The organism is Lactobacillus sp. M0396, from assembly GCF_016101625.1.
GTDB lineage: Bacteria > Bacillota > Bacilli > Lactobacillales > Lactobacillaceae > Lactobacillus > Lactobacillus huangpiensis.
The window spans coordinates 70,852-93,450 of sequence record NZ_JACFQE010000002.1 but is presented as its reverse complement, the minus strand read 5'-3'; the positions used below and the strand labels follow the sequence as shown (position 1 = coordinate 93,450).

General features: G+C 36.9%; 19 protein-coding genes. 14 read left to right on the top strand and 5 right to left on the bottom strand.

The genetic code is table 11. The features are described from left to right. Positions 1-87: 87 nt before the first annotated feature. The gene (locus H3T43_RS02960) at positions 88-1,698 is read right to left on the bottom strand and encodes an ABC transporter ATP-binding protein (protein ID WP_198212485.1); all 1,611 of its coding nucleotides are present in this window, start codon (positions 1,696-1,698) and stop codon (positions 88-90) included. A gap of 145 nt (positions 1,699-1,843) precedes the next feature. On the opposite strand from H3T43_RS02960, the gene H3T43_RS02955 reads away from it, so the two are divergent. Next, complete coding sequence (locus H3T43_RS02955; protein WP_198212483.1) at positions 1,844-2,509, top strand: type 1 glutamine amidotransferase; 666 nt, start codon at positions 1,844-1,846, stop codon at positions 2,507-2,509. Positions 2,510-2,917: 408 nt separating this feature from the next. After that, positions 2,918-3,010 carry a putative holin-like toxin gene (locus tag H3T43_RS09360; protein ID WP_223896294.1) on the top strand — a complete coding sequence of 31 codons (93 nt, stop codon included), beginning with the start codon at positions 2,918-2,920 and terminating at the stop codon, positions 3,008-3,010. A gap of 737 nt (positions 3,011-3,747) precedes the next feature. Here H3T43_RS09360 and H3T43_RS02950 read toward each other — a convergent pair. Next, positions 3,748-4,224, bottom strand: coding sequence for a nucleoside 2-deoxyribosyltransferase (locus H3T43_RS02950; protein WP_109586793.1), 477 nt, complete (start codon positions 4,222-4,224; stop codon positions 3,748-3,750). Between the two features lie 23 nt (positions 4,225-4,247). Further along, positions 4,248-5,048 (bottom strand): tyrosine-protein phosphatase, encoded by an 801-nt coding sequence (locus H3T43_RS02945; RefSeq protein ID WP_198212481.1) that lies wholly within the window; start codon positions 5,046-5,048, stop codon positions 4,248-4,250. A 141-nt stretch (positions 5,049-5,189) separates the two neighbouring features. Here H3T43_RS02945 and H3T43_RS02940 point away from each other — a divergent pair, with 141 nt between their 5' ends. The 6 genes from H3T43_RS02940 to phnE (H3T43_RS02915) all read left to right on the top strand — a co-directional run bounded on the left by H3T43_RS02940 (position 5,190) and on the right by phnE (H3T43_RS02915) (position 10,790). Beyond that, a complete protein-coding gene (locus tag H3T43_RS02940) occupies positions 5,190-5,681 on the top strand; it encodes a universal stress protein (RefSeq protein WP_198212479.1) in 492 nt (163 codons plus the stop codon). Positions 5,682-6,196: 515 nt separating this feature from the next. Then, positions 6,197-7,129: a phosphate/phosphite/phosphonate ABC transporter substrate-binding protein gene (locus H3T43_RS02935; RefSeq protein ID WP_198212477.1), complete on the top strand. Its 933-nt coding sequence runs from the start codon at positions 6,197-6,199 to the stop codon at positions 7,127-7,129. Between the two features lie 331 nt (positions 7,130-7,460). After that, the gene (locus H3T43_RS02930) at positions 7,461-8,387 is read left to right on the top strand and encodes a phosphate/phosphite/phosphonate ABC transporter substrate-binding protein (protein ID WP_198212475.1); all 927 of its coding nucleotides are present in this window, start codon (positions 7,461-7,463) and stop codon (positions 8,385-8,387) included. Positions 8,388-8,408: 21 nt separating this feature from the next. Further along, positions 8,409-9,182, top strand: coding sequence for a phosphonate ABC transporter ATP-binding protein (gene phnC, locus H3T43_RS02925; protein ID WP_122052955.1), 774 nt, complete (start codon positions 8,409-8,411; stop codon positions 9,180-9,182). After that, complete coding sequence (phnE, locus tag H3T43_RS02920) at positions 9,175-9,978, top strand: phosphonate ABC transporter, permease protein PhnE (RefSeq protein WP_198212473.1); 804 nt, start codon at positions 9,175-9,177, stop codon at positions 9,976-9,978. Before phnC ends, phnE (H3T43_RS02920) begins: the two co-directional genes overlap by 8 nt. Beyond that, a complete protein-coding gene (gene phnE / locus H3T43_RS02915) occupies positions 9,978-10,790 on the top strand; it encodes a phosphonate ABC transporter, permease protein PhnE (protein WP_198212471.1) in 813 nt (270 codons plus the stop codon). Before phnE (H3T43_RS02920) ends, phnE (H3T43_RS02915) begins: the two co-directional genes overlap by 1 nt. Positions 10,791-10,849: 59 nt before the next feature. On the opposite strand, the gene H3T43_RS02910 is transcribed toward phnE (H3T43_RS02915), so the two are convergent. Then, on the bottom strand, positions 10,850-11,416 hold the full coding sequence (locus tag H3T43_RS02910) for a DNA-3-methyladenine glycosylase I (protein WP_198212469.1): 567 nt from the start codon (positions 11,414-11,416) through the stop codon (positions 10,850-10,852). A 199-nt stretch (positions 11,417-11,615) separates the two neighbouring features. On the opposite strand from H3T43_RS02910, the gene H3T43_RS02905 reads away from it, so the two are divergent. From H3T43_RS02905 to H3T43_RS02880, 6 genes are all read left to right on the top strand, one after another. Continuing rightward, a complete protein-coding gene (locus tag H3T43_RS02905) occupies positions 11,616-12,101 on the top strand; it encodes a hypothetical protein (protein WP_034978240.1) in 486 nt (161 codons plus the stop codon). Between the two features lie 53 nt (positions 12,102-12,154). Continuing rightward, entirely contained in the window at positions 12,155-13,552 is a 1,398-nt protein-coding gene (locus H3T43_RS02900; protein ID WP_198212467.1) for a metallophosphoesterase, read from the top strand. Between the two features lie 109 nt (positions 13,553-13,661). Next, the gene (gene asnB, locus H3T43_RS02895; protein WP_198212465.1) at positions 13,662-15,611 is read left to right on the top strand and encodes an asparagine synthase (glutamine-hydrolyzing); all 1,950 of its coding nucleotides are present in this window, start codon (positions 13,662-13,664) and stop codon (positions 15,609-15,611) included. Between the two features lie 19 nt (positions 15,612-15,630). Continuing rightward, positions 15,631-16,887 carry a carboxylate--amine ligase gene (locus H3T43_RS02890; protein ID WP_198212463.1) on the top strand — a complete coding sequence of 419 codons (1,257 nt, stop codon included), beginning with the start codon at positions 15,631-15,633 and terminating at the stop codon, positions 16,885-16,887. A 186-nt stretch (positions 16,888-17,073) separates the two neighbouring features. Further along, a complete protein-coding gene (locus tag H3T43_RS02885; protein ID WP_198212461.1) occupies positions 17,074-18,294 on the top strand; it encodes an MFS transporter in 1,221 nt (406 codons plus the stop codon). 95 nt (positions 18,295-18,389) lie between these two features. Next, positions 18,390-20,339, top strand: a complete 1,950-nt coding sequence (locus H3T43_RS02880) for a M13 family metallopeptidase (RefSeq protein WP_198212459.1) — start codon at positions 18,390-18,392, stop codon at positions 20,337-20,339. Positions 20,340-20,469: 130 nt separating this feature from the next. On the opposite strand, the gene H3T43_RS02875 is transcribed toward H3T43_RS02880, so the two are convergent. Next, a complete protein-coding gene (locus tag H3T43_RS02875) occupies positions 20,470-22,500 on the bottom strand; it encodes a KUP/HAK/KT family potassium transporter (protein WP_198212457.1) in 2,031 nt (676 codons plus the stop codon). Positions 22,501-22,599 lie beyond the last annotated feature (99 nt).

Genomic DNA, 22,599 nt, shown 5'->3' with positions numbered 1-22,599 from the left:
AATAATGAGAATTAATGTATTACAACACACGCCAAACGAAGGCCCTGGTTCAATATATAGCCGAATAATAAAAAATTTGTATTAAGTTTATTTATTCTGTTCTAAAAGAGTGTTGTCTTGCAACACGTAATGTTTAAAGTTATTGTCTTTAAATATTTGCTCATCGTAATGGTGTGCAATTTCCAACACAGTGCAGTTCAACCTGTTTATTACTTTTTGCACTTTTTTACCTGTTTCATTATCTAAAGCCGAGGTGGCCTCATCTACTAAAATAATCTTTTTACGGTAAATCAGTGCACGAGCAATTTCAATTCTTTGCTTTTGTCCACCTGACAGATTTGCACCATTTTCACCATACTTTTTGTCTAAACAATTATCACCTAGTTCTGCTAATAAACCGACTGCTTTTAGTGCTTTCAAGCATTCTTCATCCGAAAACTCTTTACCTAGAGTCAGATTAAGACGCAAAGTGTCATTGAACATGAATGGACTCTGAGCAATATAAGCAAGTTCACCAGAACCAGCGATATTTTTAACTACTTGAGAACCATCTTGAAGAAAAATTTGTCCGCTTGTAGGTTTGATGAAGCCTTCTATTAAGTTGAAGATTGTTGATTTGCCTGCACCGGATTTACCAGTAATTAAAATTTTGGTTCTGAATGGAATTGTTAAACTTAAATTTGTCAAAATCACCTTTTTGTCATTGTAAGCAAAACTGACATCATCTATCTTGATGCTAGGAGAATTAAGGTGACTATTCTTGTTTTCTGCAAATTCAAGCGAATACAGTTTGAGACTTTTACGAATATTTTCTGTTGTCTTCATCTCATTTAGGCATTGCGCGGCATTTCTCAGGGGCCCAACGACACGGTCACTGGCTAAGAAAATGGCGATAATAGCTGCTGGTTCGGCCTGACCATTGATAACAAAAAACAAACCTGCACCAAGAGGAAGAATAAAACTCAATGCAGAAAGAATGGCGCTGAGAAAAATTGCCCAAGCTTGATAGTCATTCATCTTTTTGTAAGAATTTTCTGTTTGCTGCAAGTAGTTTTCTGTATCTGCAAACATTGTTTTTTCAGCTAAATAAGTTTTAATTGTGCGAATACCATTAAACAAGTCGGTTACTTTGCCTAAATAAGTGCTGCTGCTTTTTTGCCAAGTTTCAGAGGAATCACTTAATACTTTGCCAAAAATTTTGGATGAAAGCATTGGCAGCAGTGAAAACAAAATGAATAAGATCCCTATTGTAAAATTAAGCCAAAGAATATAAAAGCTGGATATTACAGCCATCAAAATGGCACCACACAACTCAAAAAAATTTTTAAAATAATTAGTTTCAATCAACTTGAAGTCATTAAAAATTTTTGAAACATTATCTGAAGCAACTGCTGCAAAGTCTGGGTTAACTATCTGACCGTAAACAAAGCTATCTTTTATTTTGATATTCATTAATTTGATTGCCTGATTGATCCAGATTTGTTTTAGGGTCATGGCGAAATAAACTAATCCCAGAGCCAGCAAACTGCTAATGATATACAACACTGCTTTTATAGCGGGTGTATGGCGGTTGAAAAGCGTCACATTTGAAACTACTGATGATAAAACCACGCCATCAAAAGAATAAATTATAGTTGCAATTAGAATTCCCAATAATAATGACTTAGGTAATGTTTTAAAAAAAGTTTTGAAAGACATTGCATTCTCCTAGTACTTTGGAATATAAATAGTTTTAATTAAATAAACTTTATTTTATCACGAAATTATAATAATATTAAATTATTATTTGAAAATTTTAGAAAAAATATTGTGGAGATGAATCATTTTAAAAGGGAGCAAAATAATGAGAATTAATGTATTACAACATGCGCCAAACGAAGGCCCCGGTTCAATTCAGGAATGGGCTGACCTGCATCACCATGACTTTTATGTATATCATCCCTACCAATTTGGCATTTTGCCTGCTGCTGCCACAACAGATTTACTAGTTATTTTAGGCGGTCCTATGAGTCCAAATGATGATCTGCCATGGATTAAGCAGGAGCGTCAGTTAATTAAGCAGCTATTTCAAGAAAAAAAGCCTGTTTTAGGAGTATGCTTTGGCGCGCAACAAATTGTTAAAACTTTAGGCTATCTGGTTAAAAAGGCCCCAGTTAAAGAGGTGGGCTGGAGTCCGGTCAAGTTGCAGTCTAAATTAATTAGCGGTTTGCCTGACCAATTAGAAGTATTACATTGGCATGAAGAGATGTTTGAAATACCAGAAGAAGCTGAGGTCTTATTTGCCAATGATAATTTACAAAATCAGGGTTTTGTCTTGGGCAAACAAGCCGTTGGTTTGCAGTTTCATTTAGAACCAGAAACAGATAATATCAAAGAAATTGTGGTTAACGACGCGCAATATCTATCCGGTTCGGTGTTTAAACAAACAGCTAAGCAAATTATTGAGCATCCTGTTCCCAAGGAAAATAAAAGGGCAATGTTTCGCATTTTAGATTATTTGACAGAATAAACAATTTAGATATAGAAAATTTGTTTTAAAGAGTGTCGCTTTATTTGTTCCCATAACTTTAATTGCTATACAACAAGAAATGAACTATCTGCTGGGGCAGACCTTACTTCAAAATTATAAACGGCAGATACCATGGCAGAGGCATGATTAGCATTTGATGCGTGCATTAATAAGTATTGTAACTACTGAAATAACCTTCAAAATAAAAACCAAGCCATTTTAATGGCTTGGTGTATATGATTATAGATAATTTTCTAAAATCAAGTTAATATTTGAGATTGGTTTGTTATAATTTAATTAGCGTAGAAAAGTTAAAAGTACGGTAGCTGCCGCTTTCATGAAGGAAGTGAGGCCTATGAATTATCTTGATTCATACTTCAGTCTCCCAAAAGAAAGGAGCAGCAGTTGATGAGCACTGCCGAAGCGTTAAGTTTAATGCTTAACATTGGTATGTTTATCTTGACCTTGTTAATGTTTATTGACAAGCATCATGATAAATAAGCAAATCAAAAACCGTCCTAGATACTGGCTGGGCGGTTTTTAATATTAAACAGAAAATATTATAAGCGCAGCTACCGTCCTTTGTGGCGGCTCTACGTGAGGAAGACTTATTGAGGTAAGTCTTCCTTTTTCTTACACATGTATTTTAGCATGAATGTCTTTACGGTGCAATTAAGTATTATAAGAGCAGAATTCATAGCGTAAAAGAATACAAGGTATTTTAAATTGCAAAACTAGCACTAATTTAACAATATGCAGTTAATTTTATGCACTAAGCTTAAACTGCCTTGAACAATCATATCTTGCTCACACAAAAACCGTTTCAACAGAAACGGTTTTTATTTACAAGCATCATGATAAATGAGCAAATCAAAAACCGTCCTAGATACTGGCTGGGCGGTTTTAATGTAAAACAAAAAATATTATAAGCGCAGTTACCGTCCTTTGTGGCAGCTCTACGTGAGGAAGACTTATGGCGTAAGTCTTCCTTTTTCTTACACATGTATTTTAGCATGGATACCTTTATGGTGCAATTAAGTATTAGAGCAGAATTCATAGCGTAAAAGAACACAAGGCATTTTAAATTGCAAAGATAGAGCTAATTTAACAACATGCAGTTAATTATACGCACTAAGCTAAAGTGTCTTGAACAGACATATCTTGCTCACACAAAAACCGTTTCGCTAGAAACGGTTTTTATTCGTCTTATTTAGTTTTACTTCAAGAAAATGTTATTTTTAATAAACAGCACCATCATAAAAACCAAAGCGAGGCTTATTAAAATCAAAATCTTTTAATTCACTCACTTTAAGGGCAATGTCGCAAACGCCCCAGCTCATTAGATTAATTGGTTTGCCGTAGTCTTCATCAGGGATGACCAACACAATGTATTTTCCTTGTGATAAAGCATAGCCTAGTTCCATACCAAGACCTACGTCTTCTTCATCAGGTAGATATACCCCGATCATAACATCACTGGCTTTAATACCGGTTAAATCGCCACGGTAAGTTGCAGTTTCCCATTCACGATCACGCAGATATTCGGGATTCTCCTCAACGCTGATGTTTTTATATTGATGATCCAAAGGAACATAACTGTTTTCAAGGTCAATGGTTGGGTTTTCTTCTAAAGCTTTCATTGCCTTTTTGTAAGCATCGTTTTGCTTATCGTTAAACCAACCTGCACCAAAATAAACAGTTTTTGTTTTAGTCATAAAATTTCTCCTTACCATTAAACCTAATTTAAATAAATTTCACGCAACTTACTGATTTCATCATCAGTTAATCTCATAATATCACGTAAGTAGTTTTCAACGCTACCATAATTTTTATTTATAGTTGTAAGTACAAAGTCAATGTATTCAGAATGTACAGTTTGCAAGTCTTTTAAGATGTTTAGGGTTGCGTCATTTGCTCCTTCATCTTTAGCTTTTTGTAAAAAATTATGAACAAAGTCTTTGGTGGCAACGTTTGTTAAAAGATAATCTTTTTTGATTGTTTCAAATGGTACGCCAAGAGCCGATAAAATTAATAATGCCGCAAAACCTGTCCGATCTTTGCCAGCAGTACAATGAAAAATCACACTTTGATTTTCCTGGTCATTAGCCAGCAACACGTCAAAAAAGTGGCGGTAGGCTCTTTGGGCAGACTCACTTTTAATCATGTCATCATAGGCTAAAAACATGTGGTCAAATCCAGCTTTAGGATCCTGATGCTTTTCGCTGAGAATTTCGTCAATTCCCTTAGAAGATTCAGTCAAATCTTCGCTAAATACTGGATCGAAGTTGTAAACAGCACCTTCAGGTATACGATCAGGTTCGCGGTCAACTTCGTCCTTGCTTCTAAAGTCAACAACGTATTTTACGCCATAGTCGTGTAAAAACTTCAGATCAGTCTTATCAAGCAATGCCAAATTAGCGGTTCTAAGCAATTTGTGCATTTTGACGGTTTTACCGCTATTAGTTTGATAGCCACCAAGCTCGCGAAAATTACGGCCACTTTTTACGCCAATTAATTGATTTTTTAGTTTTTGGGTCATGATACCTCCACCTTTACGTTTGACAATTACACCTAATTTTAGCAATAAACAAGTATATAAACAATTATAAAAAAAGCCAAGAGTATATCAAAATTATGGTAAAATAAACAAAAGAACAATATATTTCAAAAGGGTGAGAACATGGAAACGAAAAAAGCTAGTATTTTAGTTCCAGTCGACGGTTCAGAGTCGGCAGAAAGATCCTTTGATAAAGCAGTTAAAATTGCAATGACGGAAAATGCCCACATTGATGTTTTAAGCGTAATTGATACCAGACAGTTTTTAGGTGAGATGCAAGATACGCTGATTACAGGTGACACCGTTTATCAGATGACGCAAGATTCAGAAAAATACCTCAAGAGTTTAAAGGAATGGGCTCATGGCAATTTGGGCTTTGATGATATTGATTACCACATTCGTTATGGCAGCCCGAAAGCAATTATTTCCTATGACTTTATTAAAGATCATCATAATGATTTGATTATTATGGGTGCAACTGGTTTAAATGCAGTTGAAAGAATGTTGATGGGTTCTGTTACTGAATATGTTAATCAACATGCTTTGGCTGATGTCCTTATTGTCAGAACGGATATTGACAATAATCCAATTAAGCCAGAACGTAAAAATAAATAGAGTTCTAAAATTAAAAGACATATGATAGATAATTCGTGTGTCTTTTTTATGCAAAATAAGGAACCTTAAAAAATATTATATTATTGATGTTCGTAAAATTAACTTTCATAATACAATAACGAAATAAAATCCGAAATTTACTTGCGTAATTGCGAATATTTATGGTATCATCTGTATGAAATGAACGTAATTGTACTGTTTGGAAGGTTGAGGGCAATGAAAGTAACAGGAAAAACCTATAATTTATTTTCCTATTTAAATACTTTACAATTATCTTCGTTAACCGTTCGTTTTTTTTTCAGAATAACTACTTGGGCATGATATGCAGTAGGCATATTTTGCCTTTTTTATTTGCTTAACTTCCGGAGGATATTAATGGAAAATAGAAGCAGAAGTTAATTCAGATCGATTTTATTTGGATATTTACATGAATGTATTGCCATGAAAGTGACAACAATGTTTATGCTTAAGCAAAATGAAGTTATGGTATATTTATTAGGAGTGTAAAAAAACAAATGACCAAAATCAAAAAGTTTCTGATAGCATGTTTCGTACTGTTATTAACAGTTGGTGCTACAGCATGTTCCAATTTAAGTAAGAAGTCTAGTTCAAGTAGTAATACGCCAAAATCACTCAACGTTCAGTTCGTACCGAGTGTAGCTGCCAATAAGCTGGAAGCAAGGGCTAAACCGATGGAAAAACTATTGTCCAAACGCCTTGGCATCCCAGTACATGTTTCAATGTCAACTGACTACAATGGCTTAGTTGAAGCTATGAAGTCAAAGAAAGTTGATGTTGGTTTCTTGCCTTCAGACGCTTACATTATGGCTCACAAGCAAAAAGCAGCTGACCTGCTTTTACAATCAGTTCGTTATGGCATTAAACAACCAAATGGCGTTCAAACCAAAGAATTAGTCAACTCATATCGTGGTGAAATCCTGGTTAAGAAGGGTTCAAAAATTAAGAGCTGGAAGGACTTAAAAGGCAAGTCAATTTCGGTTCAGGATATCACTTCCGACTCTGGTTATGTATTCCCAGTTGCTGAATTAAAGCAAAAGGGATTAGATGTAACCAAGAGTTGCAAGACTGTATCTGTTAAGGGTGCCGATCAAGGTGTCTTAAACGTTTTAAACGGTGATACTGATGCTGCTTTCGTATTTGAAGATGCACGTAATAACGTTAAGAATGATGATCCGAAGATTATGAGCAAGGTAGTACCAATCTACTTCACGAAGCGTATTCCTAATGATACTATTTCAGTTATCCCAAGTTTGCCAAAATCTTTTAAAAAGAAGCTGGCTAAAGCATTTATTGCTATTGGCAAGTCTAAAGAAGGTAAGAAGATTATTGAAAATGTTTATAACCAAGAAGGTTATACTTACGCAAAAGACAGCGACTACGACATTATTCGTCAATACAATAAAGTAATTGCTTCTACTAAGAAATAGTTTGCTGATATTTTAAAAATCTAAAAAAGCTGCATAATAGGAATTAAATAAACTTTCTTAAACAAAATAAGATTTATAGTCAATTCTCTTTTCTAAATAAAACATTTCTGCTATTATTTGATAGAATAAATACAGTATGTCGAAAGGAGAGTGAAGTTAATGCAAAAATATCAACGGCGCCTAGCGTTCATTGAAGTTTTTGCAAAAAAGCCTTTTCGTTCCTTTCAAAAAGGTATTGTTCGCTTTTTTAGTAAAAGTGTTATTGAAAGACTTAGTTTAATTCACATTTGTGTTTTTAGCTAAAGTCTTTTTTTATGTCTGGGAGGGCATGATGAGAAAATTTAGAAAAATATTAGCTTGTGCTGCTGTTTTTTTAGTAGCCTTAATGGCAACTGCCTGCTCAAATAAGGAAAAGAGCAAGGATAGCGGCACGCCAAAATCATTGAACGTCCAATTCGTTCCAAGTCAGGCAGCCACTAAGTTGGAGTCTCGCGCAAAACCACTGGAAAAGATGCTGTCAGACCGTTTAGGTATTCCAGTTCACGTTTCAATGTCTACTGATTACAACACAGTGGTCGAAGCCATGAAGTCTAAGAAAGTTGATGTAGGTTTTTTGCCGCCAAATGGTTATATTTTAGCTCACAAGCAAGGAGCAGCAGATGTATTGCTCCAAGCGCAAAGATATGGAGTTAAACAACCAAACGGACGTCCAACAAAGGAACTAGTTAACTTCTATCGTGCTGAGATTGTAGCTAAGAAAAATTCTAAAATTAAGAGTTGGAAAGATTTAAAAGGCAAGTCAATTTCTATTCAAAGCCCAACATCTTCAGCCGGCTACGTTTTCCCGATTGCTGAATTGAAGGAAAAGGGTCTTGATGTACGCAAGAGTTGCAAATTAGTCACTGTGACTGGTCAGGATCAAGCTGTTTTGAATGTCCTCAATGGTGACACAGATGCCGCATTTGTATTTGAAGATGCGCGGACAATTGTGAAAGACGACAATCCTAAAATCATGAGTCAAGTAGTACCAATTTACTTTACTAAGCCTATTCCAAACGATACAATTTCCGTTGTTCCCAGCATGTCTGATTCATTCAGAAAGAAGCTGGCCAAGGCATTTATCGATATTGGCAAGTCTAAGAACGGTAAAAAAGTCATCGAGAGTATTTACACCCATGAAGGATACGTTCACACTAAAGACAGTGACTTTAACGTTGTGCGTAAATATGAAAAAGTTATTGAATCGACCAAAAAATAGGGAATACAAAGGAAGTATATAATGGCAGATTCTGCAGTTAAGCCAATAATCGAATTAAAAAACGTTAAAAAAGTTTATGGCAAAGATGTTGTTGGTTTAAAAGACGTCAATTTAACTATCAATAAAGGTGAATTTGTCGTTATTGTTGGTCTATCTGGCGCCGGCAAATCAACGCTTTTGCGGTCGATTAACCGTTTAATTGATATTACCGAGGGTGATATTTTAATTAATGGTGAATCTATTACTAAGGCCAAAGGTAAAAAGTTAAGAACTTTGCGTCGTCATATTGGGATGATTTTCCAAAGCTTTAACTTGGTAAAGCGCTCAAGTGTGATGCGTAACGTTTTAACTGGCAGAGTTGGATATTATCCAACTTGGAAATCCACTCTAAACCTTTTTACTAAAGAAGATAAACAACGAGCCTATGACGCTTTGCAACAGGTTGATCTTGAAGACAAAGTTTACTCTCGGGCTGATGAATTGTCCGGTGGACAGCAGCAACGGGTAGCTATTGCGCGTGTCTTGACTCAAAACCCGGATATTATCCTGGCGGATGAGCCAACAGCTTCACTTGACCCGCAGACTTCACGTCGGGTGATGAAAGACTTGCAGATGCTTAATGAAAAGCATGGCATGACTGTTGTCATTAACCTGCACAGCGTGCAACTGGCACAGGAATTCGGCAAGCGGGTTATTGGAGTTCGTGATGGTGAAATTATCTATGACGGCAAAATGTCTGATACTCCAGCAGCAACGTTTGATCAGATCTATTCCGGTGGTGATGAAGATGAGTAGCTCAGAACAAGAAAAGCTGAAGGCTTTGCCTAAGAAAAAATTTAAAATCTTAAATTTGCTTTGGGTACTGCTTTTTATTGCTGGATTATTCATTTCTACTAATGAAACTAAAACTGACTTAGGTGCCTTGTTTGCCAACTTTGGGCAATTTGCCGACATTTTCTTGCAAATGCTGCATCCTGACTGGTCTTATCTGGGTACAGTAGTGCCACTTTTGCTGGAAACTATTAAGATGGCTATCTTGGGTACAGCAATCGGTTCTGTAATTGCTTTTATTTACTCTTTGCTTATTGCCCGCAATATTGTGAAAAATAAAGCACTTACTGGGATATTGCGGATTATTATGAATATCATTAGAACAGTTCCCGACCTGCTTTTAGGTGCTATTTTCGTAGCTATTGTCGGTATAGGGCCAGTAGCCGGTGTTTTAGCCTTGGCTATCTGTACGTTCGGTATTGTGGTCAAACTGTTTTATGAAGCAATTGAAACTATTGATCCGGGTCCAATTGAAGCCCTAACGGCTGTTGGTGCTAATAAGCTGCAAATCATTGTCTTTGCGGTTTTGCCTCAGGTTATTACCTATTTTATTTCCTATTGTTTGTATGCATTTGAAATTAACGTGCGTGCTTCAACTGTTTTAGGTTATATCGGTGCCGGTGGTATTGGTTTGTATCTGCAACAGACACTGCAGATTTTTGATTATCCTAAGACAGGTACAATTATTATCGTGATCATTATAGTAGTGGTACTGATTGATTATGTTTCATCTAAATCACGGGAGGCGTTGATGCAATAATGGATACAAGTATGAAAAAATTGCCTCCTAGGCCCATAGATGTCAAAAAACGTGTTTTGCACTGGCTCATAGCAATTGTTACAGCAGTCTTAATTATTTGGTCATGCACAGGAATCGATTTTGGCGGAATCAAAGAAACAGCCGGACAAATTGCCGGTGCGATCTTTTCTGGCATTTTTCATCCTGATTGGTCTTATGTCTATAACGGCTCAGGTGAAGACCTGCTGTCGCAATTATGGGAAACTGTCTGCATTGCCTTTTTAGGAACATTCATTTCTGCCATTATTTCACTGCCCTTTGCTTTTTGGGCCGCAAATACTAAGCACAAGCACTGGTATGTCTCACGGTCAGGCAAGATTGTGCTGGCAGTAATCAGATCATTTCCAGAAATTGTTTTAGCCTTAATGTTTATTAAAGCTGTCGGACCAGGTTCTGCTGCCGGTGTTTTGGCACTAGGCTTTCACTCAGTGGGGATGCTCGCCAAGCTCTTTTCTGAAGCAATTGAAAACCTGGATGATGGTCCTAACGAAGCAGTTACAGCTGTCGGTGGTTCAAAGACAAATATTATTATGTTTTCTACTTTGCCTAACTTAATGCCGGCTTTGATTTCAAACACGTTATATCGGTTTGATGTTTCGATTCGTTCTGCTTCTATCTTAGGTTTAGTTGGAGCCGGTGGTATTGGCTACCCGTTAATCATTGCGTTGCAATACCGTCAATGGAACCGAGTTGGTATCATTTTACTGGGTATCATCATTATGGTTGTGATCATTGACTGGATTTCAGGCTGGATCCGTAAAAAATTAGTCTAAAAACGAAAATATCTGAATATGGTGAATCAAGTAGTAAGTATCAGCTTGATTCACTTTTTTTATCCGTGATATTTGAAGGGACAATTTTCTAAATGATCGTTGACTAAACCAACGCCTTGAAGGAATGAATATAGAATTACAGGACCAACAAAAGTAAAACCGTCTTGTTTCATCTGTCTTGCTAGTTTTTGGGCAATCTTGTTTGTCGTTGGTACTTCATCACTTGTCTGAGGATGATGAATAATAGGAGTGGGAATAAATTTTTGTAAATAATGTGCAAAATTGCCGTATTTGGCATCAATAATTAATAGTGCGCGTGCGTTGGTAATTGCAGCGGCAATTTTTCTTTGATTGCGAATGATTCCTTTGTCTTGCAATAAGTGCGCCTGATCCTGTTCAGTCATTTGTGCAACTTCTGCGGGAACAAAATTGCAAAAAGCCTGGCGAAAATTTTGCCGTTTATGCAAAACTGTAGACCAACTGAGACCAGACTGAAACAGTTCCAGCACCAGCATTTCAAATAAGTAACGTTCATCTAAGTTTAATTTGCCCCATTCGTGGTCGTGGTAATCTCTAATTAAGGAATCATCATGGTCACTCCAAGGACAGCGAGTAATATTATTCATTTTTATTCTCCTTAAATATATATTAACGTTCATAAATAAATACGCCAAAATATTTTTATTCTTTTAAAAACAATTTGGTCGGTTGTTGGTTGGAATTTTTTAAATATTTTCTTTTTCCTTAAATATCAGAAACTTTTCCTTCAAAAAGTGCAATAGCTGTTTTTTTGGTATAATATATAATGAACTTTAGGAGGATACCATGGAGAAGTTAGAAATAATAACTTTGGCCGATGACTTGGCCGCAAATCAAGAAAGTATTTTAAATAAAGAAACAGATTTTGATGCCGAGGCAGTTTATCGTGTAATTGATAATTTGCACGTTTTGCATAAGCCAATAAAAGAATACTTCGGCATGAGTCAAGAGCAGTATTATGACACTGAAAGTGATCATAAACTGACTTTAATTAAGTTATCGGAGCAATTAACCGATTTGCAGGATCGGATTTTGACTAACCATGTTGATGGTTTTGTTGATAAAAACGAAATTAATCTAACTTATAATCATGAGAATCCGTATGAAGACGGGTTTTACAACAACCTGGTAGATTTTCATGTCGTTAGTTACAGTTTAAAAGTAATTGGAGCTGTTGAAGAAGTAGCGCCAAAAACATTACAAGGAGTTTTGTCTAAAGATGCACTTCTGTCAATTGGTTTAGCGGCACACGCTTTAGAAAAAAGTTTATAATTTTAGAGCTGAATGTGTGTTCAGCTCTTTTTTCTTTCTGCTAGAGGCAAAATATGGGTATTTTAAAGTATACTAAAGGATTAGCTGATAAGATAAACGGGGCTAGATTACGTTCTTTATTTAAGAAAAAAGATGCACAGCTTGATCCTATGCAAAATTATTTAACGGTAGGAGAGTATCATGTTGATGGTGAACAGGGTACACCTAATGATCAGCCGTATACTCTGACAGTTTACCAAGATGAAGAAAAAATTTTGCATCAAGCTCTCAGTTTGGAAAGTACAGATAAATTAGAGCCTGAATATGTCCGCCGATTTAGTCCTGAACTGCAGCGCTACCGCGCTTTTGTCAGCCGCAAAACTGGCAGACGCTATGTTGTAGAAGAATACCTGGATCGCTTTGTTGAAAGAGTCAAAGGCCACATTCGCACAGGGAAAAACTCTGTTAATGTCAGCGTTATTACTGATACCCATTATAAAGACCGTAATAGTATGGACTTTTATGGCTGGAACGGCTTAACTCACGTTAACGAATTTTCTTACCTTGATGACTCAGGACTTTTAAGTTTAAAAGTTCATTTGGGTGACTGGATTGATGGCTCTGATACCGGCTTTTTGGGTGAAAGTGAATTAACTAAATTGCGTGATTCATTTGTTTCAGACAAAGTGCCTTATATACTTATTAAGGGAAATCATGATGAAAATGATAAATTTGATGAACATCATGATTTAAGAGCCTCTTTTCCTGAGAATGAGTTTGAAGGGATTATGTGGCCCGCCTTGTATAAGCAAAAAGGTGTCCATTATATTTCCCGGCAACATGGAGTTTGTTACTATGATGTGGATGATTTACGCTTTATTTCCGTTAATACTTCTGATTTGCCTTACTATTTGGATGCACAAGGCAGAAAAAAATATGATGTGAAACTTACTTTGGCTGTGAGAGAAGATCAAATTGAAGAAATTATTGAAATACTGGAGCAGTCATCAAATAAGCAAATTATCTTTATGAGCCATGCTAATCCGATTAATCGTAAGGGTTCAAATGCTTTGAAGTATAATGGTCGTTCTCTGCACGAGTTACTGGTTGCCTTCAATCAGGGTGAAAAAGGACAAATGCATTCCAGCCACGGAATTCCACCAGAGTTTCGTTTAGCTAATGACTTTGATTTTACTAATGTGAAAAATGCGCGCATTATTGCCTACTTTTGTGGTCACAGACATAACGAAGACCAATACCGCATTAACGGAATTCAGTATATCTTGTTTAACTGTTCGGCACTGATGGGATCTAACCATGCTTTAACTACTAAATATAACAAGAATTGGAAAAGACAAATTGATCATCAAACCGAATTTGCGGGTTATATTGTAAATATTGACATACAGAGACATTATATTCAGGCTTTTGGTTATGGTGCTGCCAGCAAACGCAGAATTTTTTATATTTAGTAAAATCGCGACGGGCAATTTGGAAATTGCCCGGCTTTTAGCATATAATAGAAAAGTTAAATTAAAGACAAAAATATACAAAGTAACATAAATTAAGGGAAGATAAGCAATGTGCGGAATTGTTGCATTTTATAATCCAGAAATAAATGATAAACAAGCCGCTATCGGTAAAATGATGGCGGCAATTATGCATCGTGGTCCTGATTCAGATGGTTTTTATACCAACGATAAAGTTGCTTTAGGGTTTAGAAGATTATCAATCATTGATTTGCGTGGTGGCAGTCAACCAATTTACAACGAAGATAAAACAATGGCCATTATCTTCAATGGTGAAATCTACAACTTCCAGCCATTGAGAGATGAATTAATTGCTGCGGGTCATACTTTTACCACTAAGTCTGATACAGAAGTTCTTCTGCATGGCTTTGAAGAGTGGGGCATGGATGGCTTGCTCAAGCGTGTTCGCGGCATGTTTGCTTTTGCGATTTGGGATGACAATACTCAGACGCTATATGGTGCGCGCGATTTCTTTGGTATTAAGCCACTTTATTACAGTGATGAGAATGGTCATTTAATGATAGGCTCAGAAATCAAAAGCTTTTTGGCAATGCCTGGTTTTAAAAGACGTTTAAACATTGAAGCTGTTAAACCATACTTGATGAACCAGTATAATGATTTGCATGAAACTTTTTTCAAGGGAATTTATAGATTTCCAGCCGGTCACTGGTTCGAATATAAAGATGGTGAAATGAAAACCCATCAGTACTGGGATGCAGAATATAAGGCCAATACTTTAAGTTTTGAAGAAACCGTCAATAAAATTGACGAAGATTTACATGAGTCAGTTAAATTGCACCATATTGCCGATGTTCCGGTTGGTGCCTTCTTATCAGAAGGAGTGGATTCAAGTTACATCACTAGTATATTAAATCCGGATGATGTATTCTCAATTTCTTTTGATGATGCAACTTATGATGAAGCTTCAAAGGCCAGGGCTTTAGCTGATATGAAGGGCTGGCATTTCTTTTCTGATAAGGTTAAGGCAGATGAAGCCATGCATGACTTTCCGGAAATGCAGTACCATATGGATGAGCCGGATGCTAACCCGTCAATAATTCCATTATGGTATTTATGCAAGATGGCACGTAAACATGTGACAGTTGCTTTGTCTGGCGAAGGTGCGGACGAATTATTTGCAGGTTACGTTAACTACGGAATGCACACGCACAACAGCATTATTAAAGTTTTTACTTCCCAATGCAAAAAGTTGCCGAAGAAGACCAGGGTTAAACTGGCACACAGAATTAAAAAAATGCCGAACTTCCCTGGTAAGGTTCATTTGTACACCAATTTGGCTGAACCGAGTGAATTTTACGTTGGTCAATCAGTTATCTATGACATGGATTATCCGACTATCTTTACATCTGAAGATGCTAACAGTGTTTTAAAGCCATCTTATCGGAATAAATTAACTGTTAACGGAATTTACCAAAGTGACTTTAAAAAGGTAAAAGACCTCGATAATGTCCGTCAGATGCAGTACATTGATCTGCACCACTTTATGCTAAATGATATTGAACAAAAGGCGGATAAAATTTCTATGGCTCATTCTTTGGAGTTAAGGGTGCCATACCTTGATAAAAAGGTTGCGGAAAGAGCCAATTCAATTCCGACTGATTACTTAGTGAACATGCATGACACTAAGTATGCTTTGCGCAAGGCTTCAGAAAAGGTTTTACCGGATGAATGGGCTAAACGACCAAAATTAGGCTTCCCAACCCCAATCAAAGAATGGTTGCAAGAACCCCGTTTTTATAAACACGTGCGCGAATTATTCAGTGAAGACTTTGTACAAGACGTTTTCGAGCAGGATAAAATTTTGGCTCTACTTGATGAAAACTACAAGGGTGACGGTTCCTATCGTCGACAAATTTGGACTATTTATACATTTTTGGTATGGTATAAATTATTCTTTGTTGATTATGAAGGGACAGTTGCCAAATACCAGCATGTTCAACCAGAAGTTGCCAGCTTGATTAAGCAGGGCAAGCTGGTTTAATGAGGAGAACAATTTATTAATGAAACGAAACTTTACGCCAATTTTACTTGGCAGTGACATTAATGTTTACGGCATGGCCCGATCGTTTAACGAGGCATACGGTATTAGCGTAAAGGCGCTGGCTGACAGTCAGCTGGCGGCAACACGTTATTCTAAAATTGTCAGTGTGGAGTTACATCATGGCTTCAGCGAAGATCCTACTTTTATTGAAGTTATGCGTGAGCAAATGAAAATTTACCAGGATCATGAAGAACCGGTAATTCTGATTTCGTGTGGAGACGGCTATTCTGAATTGCTTGCAAAGCATAAGGAAGAATTGGAACAAGTTTTTGTAGTTCCCTATGTTGACTACGATTTATTACAAAAACTAATTTCAAAAGAAAACTTTTACCAGATAGCTGAAGAATGTGGTCTGCCATACCCTAAAACCAAGATTGTGACGATGGCTGATTACAAGGCAGAAAATTATCTGGAACTTCCCTTTGGCTATCCTATGGAACTCAAGCCGGAAGATCCTGTTTCCTGGCTTGATGTGCAGTTTGAGGGTCGTAAAAAAGCTTTTACCATTCATAATGAAACTGAATTGCGTGATATTGTCACCAAAATTTATGAAAATGGCTATCATGAAGACTTGATCTTGCAAGATTTTATTCCTGGCGATGATTCCAACATGCGTGTATTAAATGCTTATGTTGATAAGGAGCATCATATCAAGATGATGTGTATGGGTCACCCATTGCTGGAGGATCCGACACCTCAGTCAATTGGCAATTATATGGCAATTTTGCCTGATTATGACGAAAAGCTATACGAGCAAGTTGAATCATTCTTGGAAAAAATCAATTATACGGGGATGGCCAACTTTGACATCAAGTATGATACGCGAGATGGTAAATATAAATTCTTTGAAATCAATCTGCGCCAAGGTCGTTCAAGCTTTTATGTAACGCTTAATGGTTATAACTTGGCGAAATGGTATGTGGATGACTATGTTTATGACAGCTTAAACGATAAGGAGCCGGTTTACTGCAATAAGTTAAAGTCAAAGCATAAATTGTGGCTGGGCATACCTGTCAATGTGTTTAAGCAATACGCTGTTGATAATGAAGCCAAAAGAATGGCTGAAGAGTTAATCCATGAGGGACGTTATGGTACAACAGTCTTTTATGATCAGGACCGCAATTTTAAGCGGTGGCTGCTGTTGAAATATATGTTTCATAATTATAAAGGACGCTACCAAAAGTATTATCAGGAAAATAAGGGTCAATTCTTCTAGGCTCTGGATTAATTAAACAGCAATAAAGATGATTGCAGCAAATCGCTGGTGGTCATCTTTTTTCTCTAAGAATAAAATTATTATTTTGTATGCAAAATACCAGTTCAGCTATTTATTGGGGGTATTCTTTTTTAATACTTCTTGCTAAACTGGTAAATGGAAACTAAAAAAGAAAGGACTGAATAAATGAAACTTAAACATGGATCTCATGAAGAAACTGAAATTAAGTTACGCTGGCTATTACTGGGGGAGCTGGCCACGTGGATCGGGTCGAGTTTTGTTTGGCCCTTGACTTCGGTTTATTTAAACAAGCAATTACACATCAGCCTTTCTGTAATAGGGGTTGTTTTATTTTGCAATTGTGCCAGCAATGTATTAGGTTCGCTTTTAGCTGGACGCTTATATGACCGTCTGAACCCATACCCACTAATTGTTACAGGATTAGGACTGGATGCCTTTGTTTTGTTCATGATGGCTTTTTTCCATGGCTGGCCGCAATATTGGTTTTGGCTTATTCTTACCGGTTGCATCAGTGGTTGGAATGGCACCTTAATTAACTCAATAGCAACAAGCTTGCGTAAATATTCAGGGCGTTATGTTTTTAATCTGATTTATTTTGCCCAAAATGTCGGTACTGTCACAGGGACACTGCTGGTAGGATATCTTTATGACTTTTCAATTGAGTTCTTATTTATTTTAGCAGCTTCACTATTTGCCATTGCCTGCGTTAATGCAGCGATTCATTATCGCCCAATTAATACTTTTCACCAAAATCGCAAAAAGAATGGTATTAAAAAGGGCGTAAAGCAAAAAGTTGATCCTATGCCCAAATATAACGTGATGTTAATGGTCGGATTTTTGATTTCTTTGGCTGTGACATGGCTAATGTACATGAATTGGGAGTCTAACCTGTCAGTTTACATGGTTTCATTGGGAATACCTTTCCATTTATATAGCCTGTTATGGACTCTAAATGGTGCCGTAATAGTCATTATTCAAGTGATTTTGGCACGCTATCCTAATTTGTTTAAGAACTTGTTTCAGCAAATTATTTTTGGCACGCTCATGTTTGCAATTTCTTTTGCCACGTTGATTTTTGCTAAAGATTTTGCCCACTTTGCATTATCAATGTTTATCCTGACTATGGGTGAAGCAACTGCATTTCCAGCTGTTCCGGCATACATTAACGACTTATCTCCAGCAAACAGCAAGGGCAAATATCAGGGTGAAATTAATGTTGCCCGTGGCATTGGTCAGGCTTTTGGTCCATTATTTGGCGGCATGATAATTGATCGTGCAGGTTACATTCCATTTTTCATTATTGCTGCCTGTGGTATTTTTCTGATGGTATTGCTCTTATTGCCATTGCACGCAAAATTGCATAAGCATATCACGCTTTATAAGTAATTTTGTAAAGACTTTTTAATGTTAAGGGTATAATTAGAATGATAATATTAATTTAGTCTACTTTTAATTTAGATAAAAAGGGGAGGACTCTCTGAATGAATAAAAACTTCGCAGTTCGAGGCGGTAGTGGTAATATCATCGAGCCTAAGCTTGATGCACGCCCACAGGACAACCTATACCTGGCTGTTAACTCAGAATGGATTGAAAAAACTAAGATTCCGGAAGACCGGTCACGAATGGCTTCGTTTGATGGTATTGATGTTGATGTTGAAAAGCATTTGATGCAGGATTTTACTGATTTTGCGGCTGGAAAAAAAGAAGTACCAAGTGTGCCTAACTTTGATGAAGCCGTTAAGTTGTACAAATTGGCTAAAGATTTTGATAAAAGAAACTCTGATGGAGCTGAACCAATTAAGTCTGACTTGGAACTTCTTGATGGTTTAAAAGATTTTTCTGACTTTAATTTAAATGCACCAGATTTAGTAACTTTTGCCGCAATTCCTTTTGGTCTTGATGTTGAACCTGACATGAAGAACACCAAAGTCAATGCGTTGAATTTTGCAGGTCCTGGGACATTTTTACCAGATACAACTACTTATCAAACACTTGATGCGCCAAAATTGTTAGGTATTTTGCAAAAGCAATCAGTTAAACTGTTAACTATGGCAGGTATAGCTGAAGAAAGAGCAGAAAAATATGCTGAAGATGCAATTAAGTTTGACAAAAAGCTGGCCAAAATAGTTAAGTCAAGTGAAGAGTGGGCTGATTATCCTGCTACTTATAATCCAATGAAGATTGCTGATTTTGAAGCTAAGTTTGCTGATTTCCAAATTTCTTATTTTCTTAGAGAAGTAATCGGTGAGGAACCAAGCAGAATTATAGTTCAAGAACCGCGTTATTTGGATCATATTAACGAAATTATCAATAAAGAAAACTTTGCTGAAATCAAAGGCTGGATGTTGGTTAACTTTATTAATGGTGTTGCCGATGTTTTGTCACAAGATTTCCGTGAAGCATCATTTCCATTTGCTCAGGCGCTTAGTGGTCAACCACAATTGACAACTGGTGAAAAACAAGCTTATCACATTGCAAATGATTCATTTAGCGAAGTAGTTGGCGTTTATTATGGTCAAACCTATTTTGGTAAAGAAGCCAAAGAAGACGTTGAAGACATGATTCACCGTATGCTTGATGTTTACAAGGAACGTCTGCAGAATAACGATTGGCTTTCTGAACGAACCAAGAAACGTGCAATCATTAAACTTGATGCTTTGGTATTAAAGATTGGTTATCCAGATAAAATTGAAGAGATTTACAATCGTTTAAAGGTTATCCCAGCTAGTCAAGGTGGCAGTCTTTATTCTAATGAACGTGCCTTTGCTATTGTTGAACAAAAATATAATTTTGAACAATTACATAAAGAAGTAGATAGAACTGTTTGGGCAATGCCAGGTAATTTAGTCAACGCCTGCTATGACCCACAAAGAAATGATCTGACTTTTCCTGCAGCAATTTTGCAGAAGCCATTTTATGATTTGAAACAAGACAGAGCAGCCAACTTTGGTGGCATCGGTTCCGTAATTGCTCATGAAGTTTCCCATGCCTTTGATAACAATGGTGCTCAGTTTGATGAATTAGGCAATATGACTAATTGGTGGACTGATGAGGATTATGCTGAATTCAAGAAACGGACACAAGCTGAAATTGACTTGTTTGACGGTATAGAATATGGACCAGTTACACTCAATGGTAAGCAAATAGTTTCTGAGAATATTGCTGATCAGGGTGGCTTGACTGCTGCTGTTGAAGCTGCCAAGAACGAAAATGATGATTTGAAGAAACTGTTTGAAAACTTTGCACGCATTTGGGCTAATAAGCAATTGACTGAATCAATTAAGAGTCAAATTGCTGTTGATGTTCATGCGCCTGGTCCACTGCGGGCTAACGTTCAAAGTCAATGCCAAGATGACTTTTACAAAGTCTTCGATGTTAAACCGGAAGACGGCATGTGGCTCGACCCAGAGAAACGAGTACATATTTGGTAATTAGTATTAAAAATAAAAACATTGTTCCAATCAGAACAATGTTTTTTGTTAACTTAATTATAGAGAATAGAAAAATCGATTTAACTAAAAAATAGCACCTGTAAATTTGATCTACAGGTGCTATTTTATATTATTCAAATTCTTTATTCTTTAGATTGGAATAGTCGCGCGGTGCAACTCTCTTAATATGCAGGTTATGTCTTGGTTTACCTAAAATGAGTGGTACTTCCTCGACCACAGTGTCAGTGTATTCCAACCCAAACCATGAAGCTGGATTAGAAGACAGGTTTTGTAACCAAACTCGTGCTTTTAACATAACTTTTTCAAAGCCTTTAAGTCGGGTTAAAGGACTGACAACTTCATTAACAATTACAAATGAGAAGTCACCCACTTTACGACCGGGAGTTGTAGTGTACTCCTGAGGCTGTGCTTCGATAGTACCATCTTTAATTAAATCATGGACAATCTGGCGCAGGTAAACATTAACACTGGTTTGTTTTTTGAAACCAAGGTAGAGCTGAACGTTAATGACATTCTTAGTACCAAAAGTATTAACAGCATATCTGGCAGTAAACGGTTCATTCGTAATATTGACAGTTACAAACCAGTAGGCTTGAGCACGTTTAGGTCTTTTATCCAAGATGGAGTACATAATTTCACGTTTGATAAATTTATTGTATTTAACTTTAGCCATGTAAACTAAGTTAGTGGCATAAGTGGGATAATCATCGTCGTGGCTTAAATCCGTCAGCATATCAGTGTATTCGTCCAAACGGACATAGGTATGAGCACCTTCATGCTTGTCACGAACTTTATTACCAAAGTACCAGATGAACATAATGACGCCAATGAAACCGGCAATTAAGACGGTGACGTAGCCACCATGCATAAACTTGGTCAAACTGGAAATCAAGAACATGCCTTCAATAAAGCCGAAGGCTAGTAAAAAGCAAAGGCGTAAAATTAATGGGTGATGCTTTGAACCCAAGTATTCAAAGAGCAGCAGGGTAGTCATTAACATTGTGACTGTGATTGACAGACCATAAGCTGCTTCCATATGTTCCGAAGTTCGGAAGAAAATTACGATAGCGATAGTTGCCACGCAAATCATTTTGTTTACGGAGGGAATGTAAATTTGACCATGCTTAGTAGTAGGATAATTAATATTCATCCGTGGTAAAAATTTCAGACCGCTTGCTTCAGATACTAATGTAAATGAACCGGTAATTAGTGCCTGGGATGCAATGATTGCGGCTACTGTAGCTAAAATGATGGCAAAAATTCGTAAATCTCCTGGTACAGCTTCAAAGAATGGATTCAGTTCACCACCATTTGTTTGGTAATGTGGATTTTGCAGAATCCAAACTCCCTGACCCAGATAATTTAAAGACAGGCAGAGAAAAACATAAGGCCAGGATCCACGAATGTTTTCTTTACCAACATGACCGACATCAGAATATAGCGCTTCTGCACCGGTAGTGGCCAGAAAGATTGAACCTAAAATGAAGATGCCGGCTTTATTAGATGGACTAAAAAGAACTTTAATAGCCCAAACGGGATTCAGTGCTTCTAAAATTGACCAGTCATTAGCCATATTATAGATACCGATAATGCCTAAAAATGTAAACCAGACAAACATTATAGGACCAAATGCTTTACCAATGCTGCTGGTGCCAAGCATTTGAATTGAAAAAAGTACCAGCAATATGGCAATTGTAATTATGATTACAGCATTTTGGTTAGGCACCGGTACGCTTGAACCAAAGTGCATATTTTTAAGCCCTTCAATCGAAGTGGTAACTGTCACAGCTGGAGTCAATGTCCCATCAGCTAATAGGGCTGCTCCACCAATCAGTGCCGGCATAACAAGCCATTTGGCTCGCTTACGTACCAAAGCGTATAATGCAAAAATGCCACCTTCACCACGGTTGGTAGCTCTGAGCGCAATCATGACGTATTTAACGGTGGTAAGCAGTGTAACTGTCCAAAAAATGAGCGAAATTGATCCTAAAATCAGTTCACGATCAACATTGGCAATGCCACCGTTGCCTGTAACGATTGACTTCATTACATAGAGCGGACTAGTTCCGATATCACCATAAACGATACCGATGGTAATTAATAGACCGGCAGCTGAAATCCGCTTCGTCTTTTTATCCATAGTAATTATGTACTCCCATAGACAATATTGAAATATTCATTCTTAAGTAAAAAAGAATGTCAGTGTGGCATTCTCATTCAAGTATCTATTTTGTTCTTT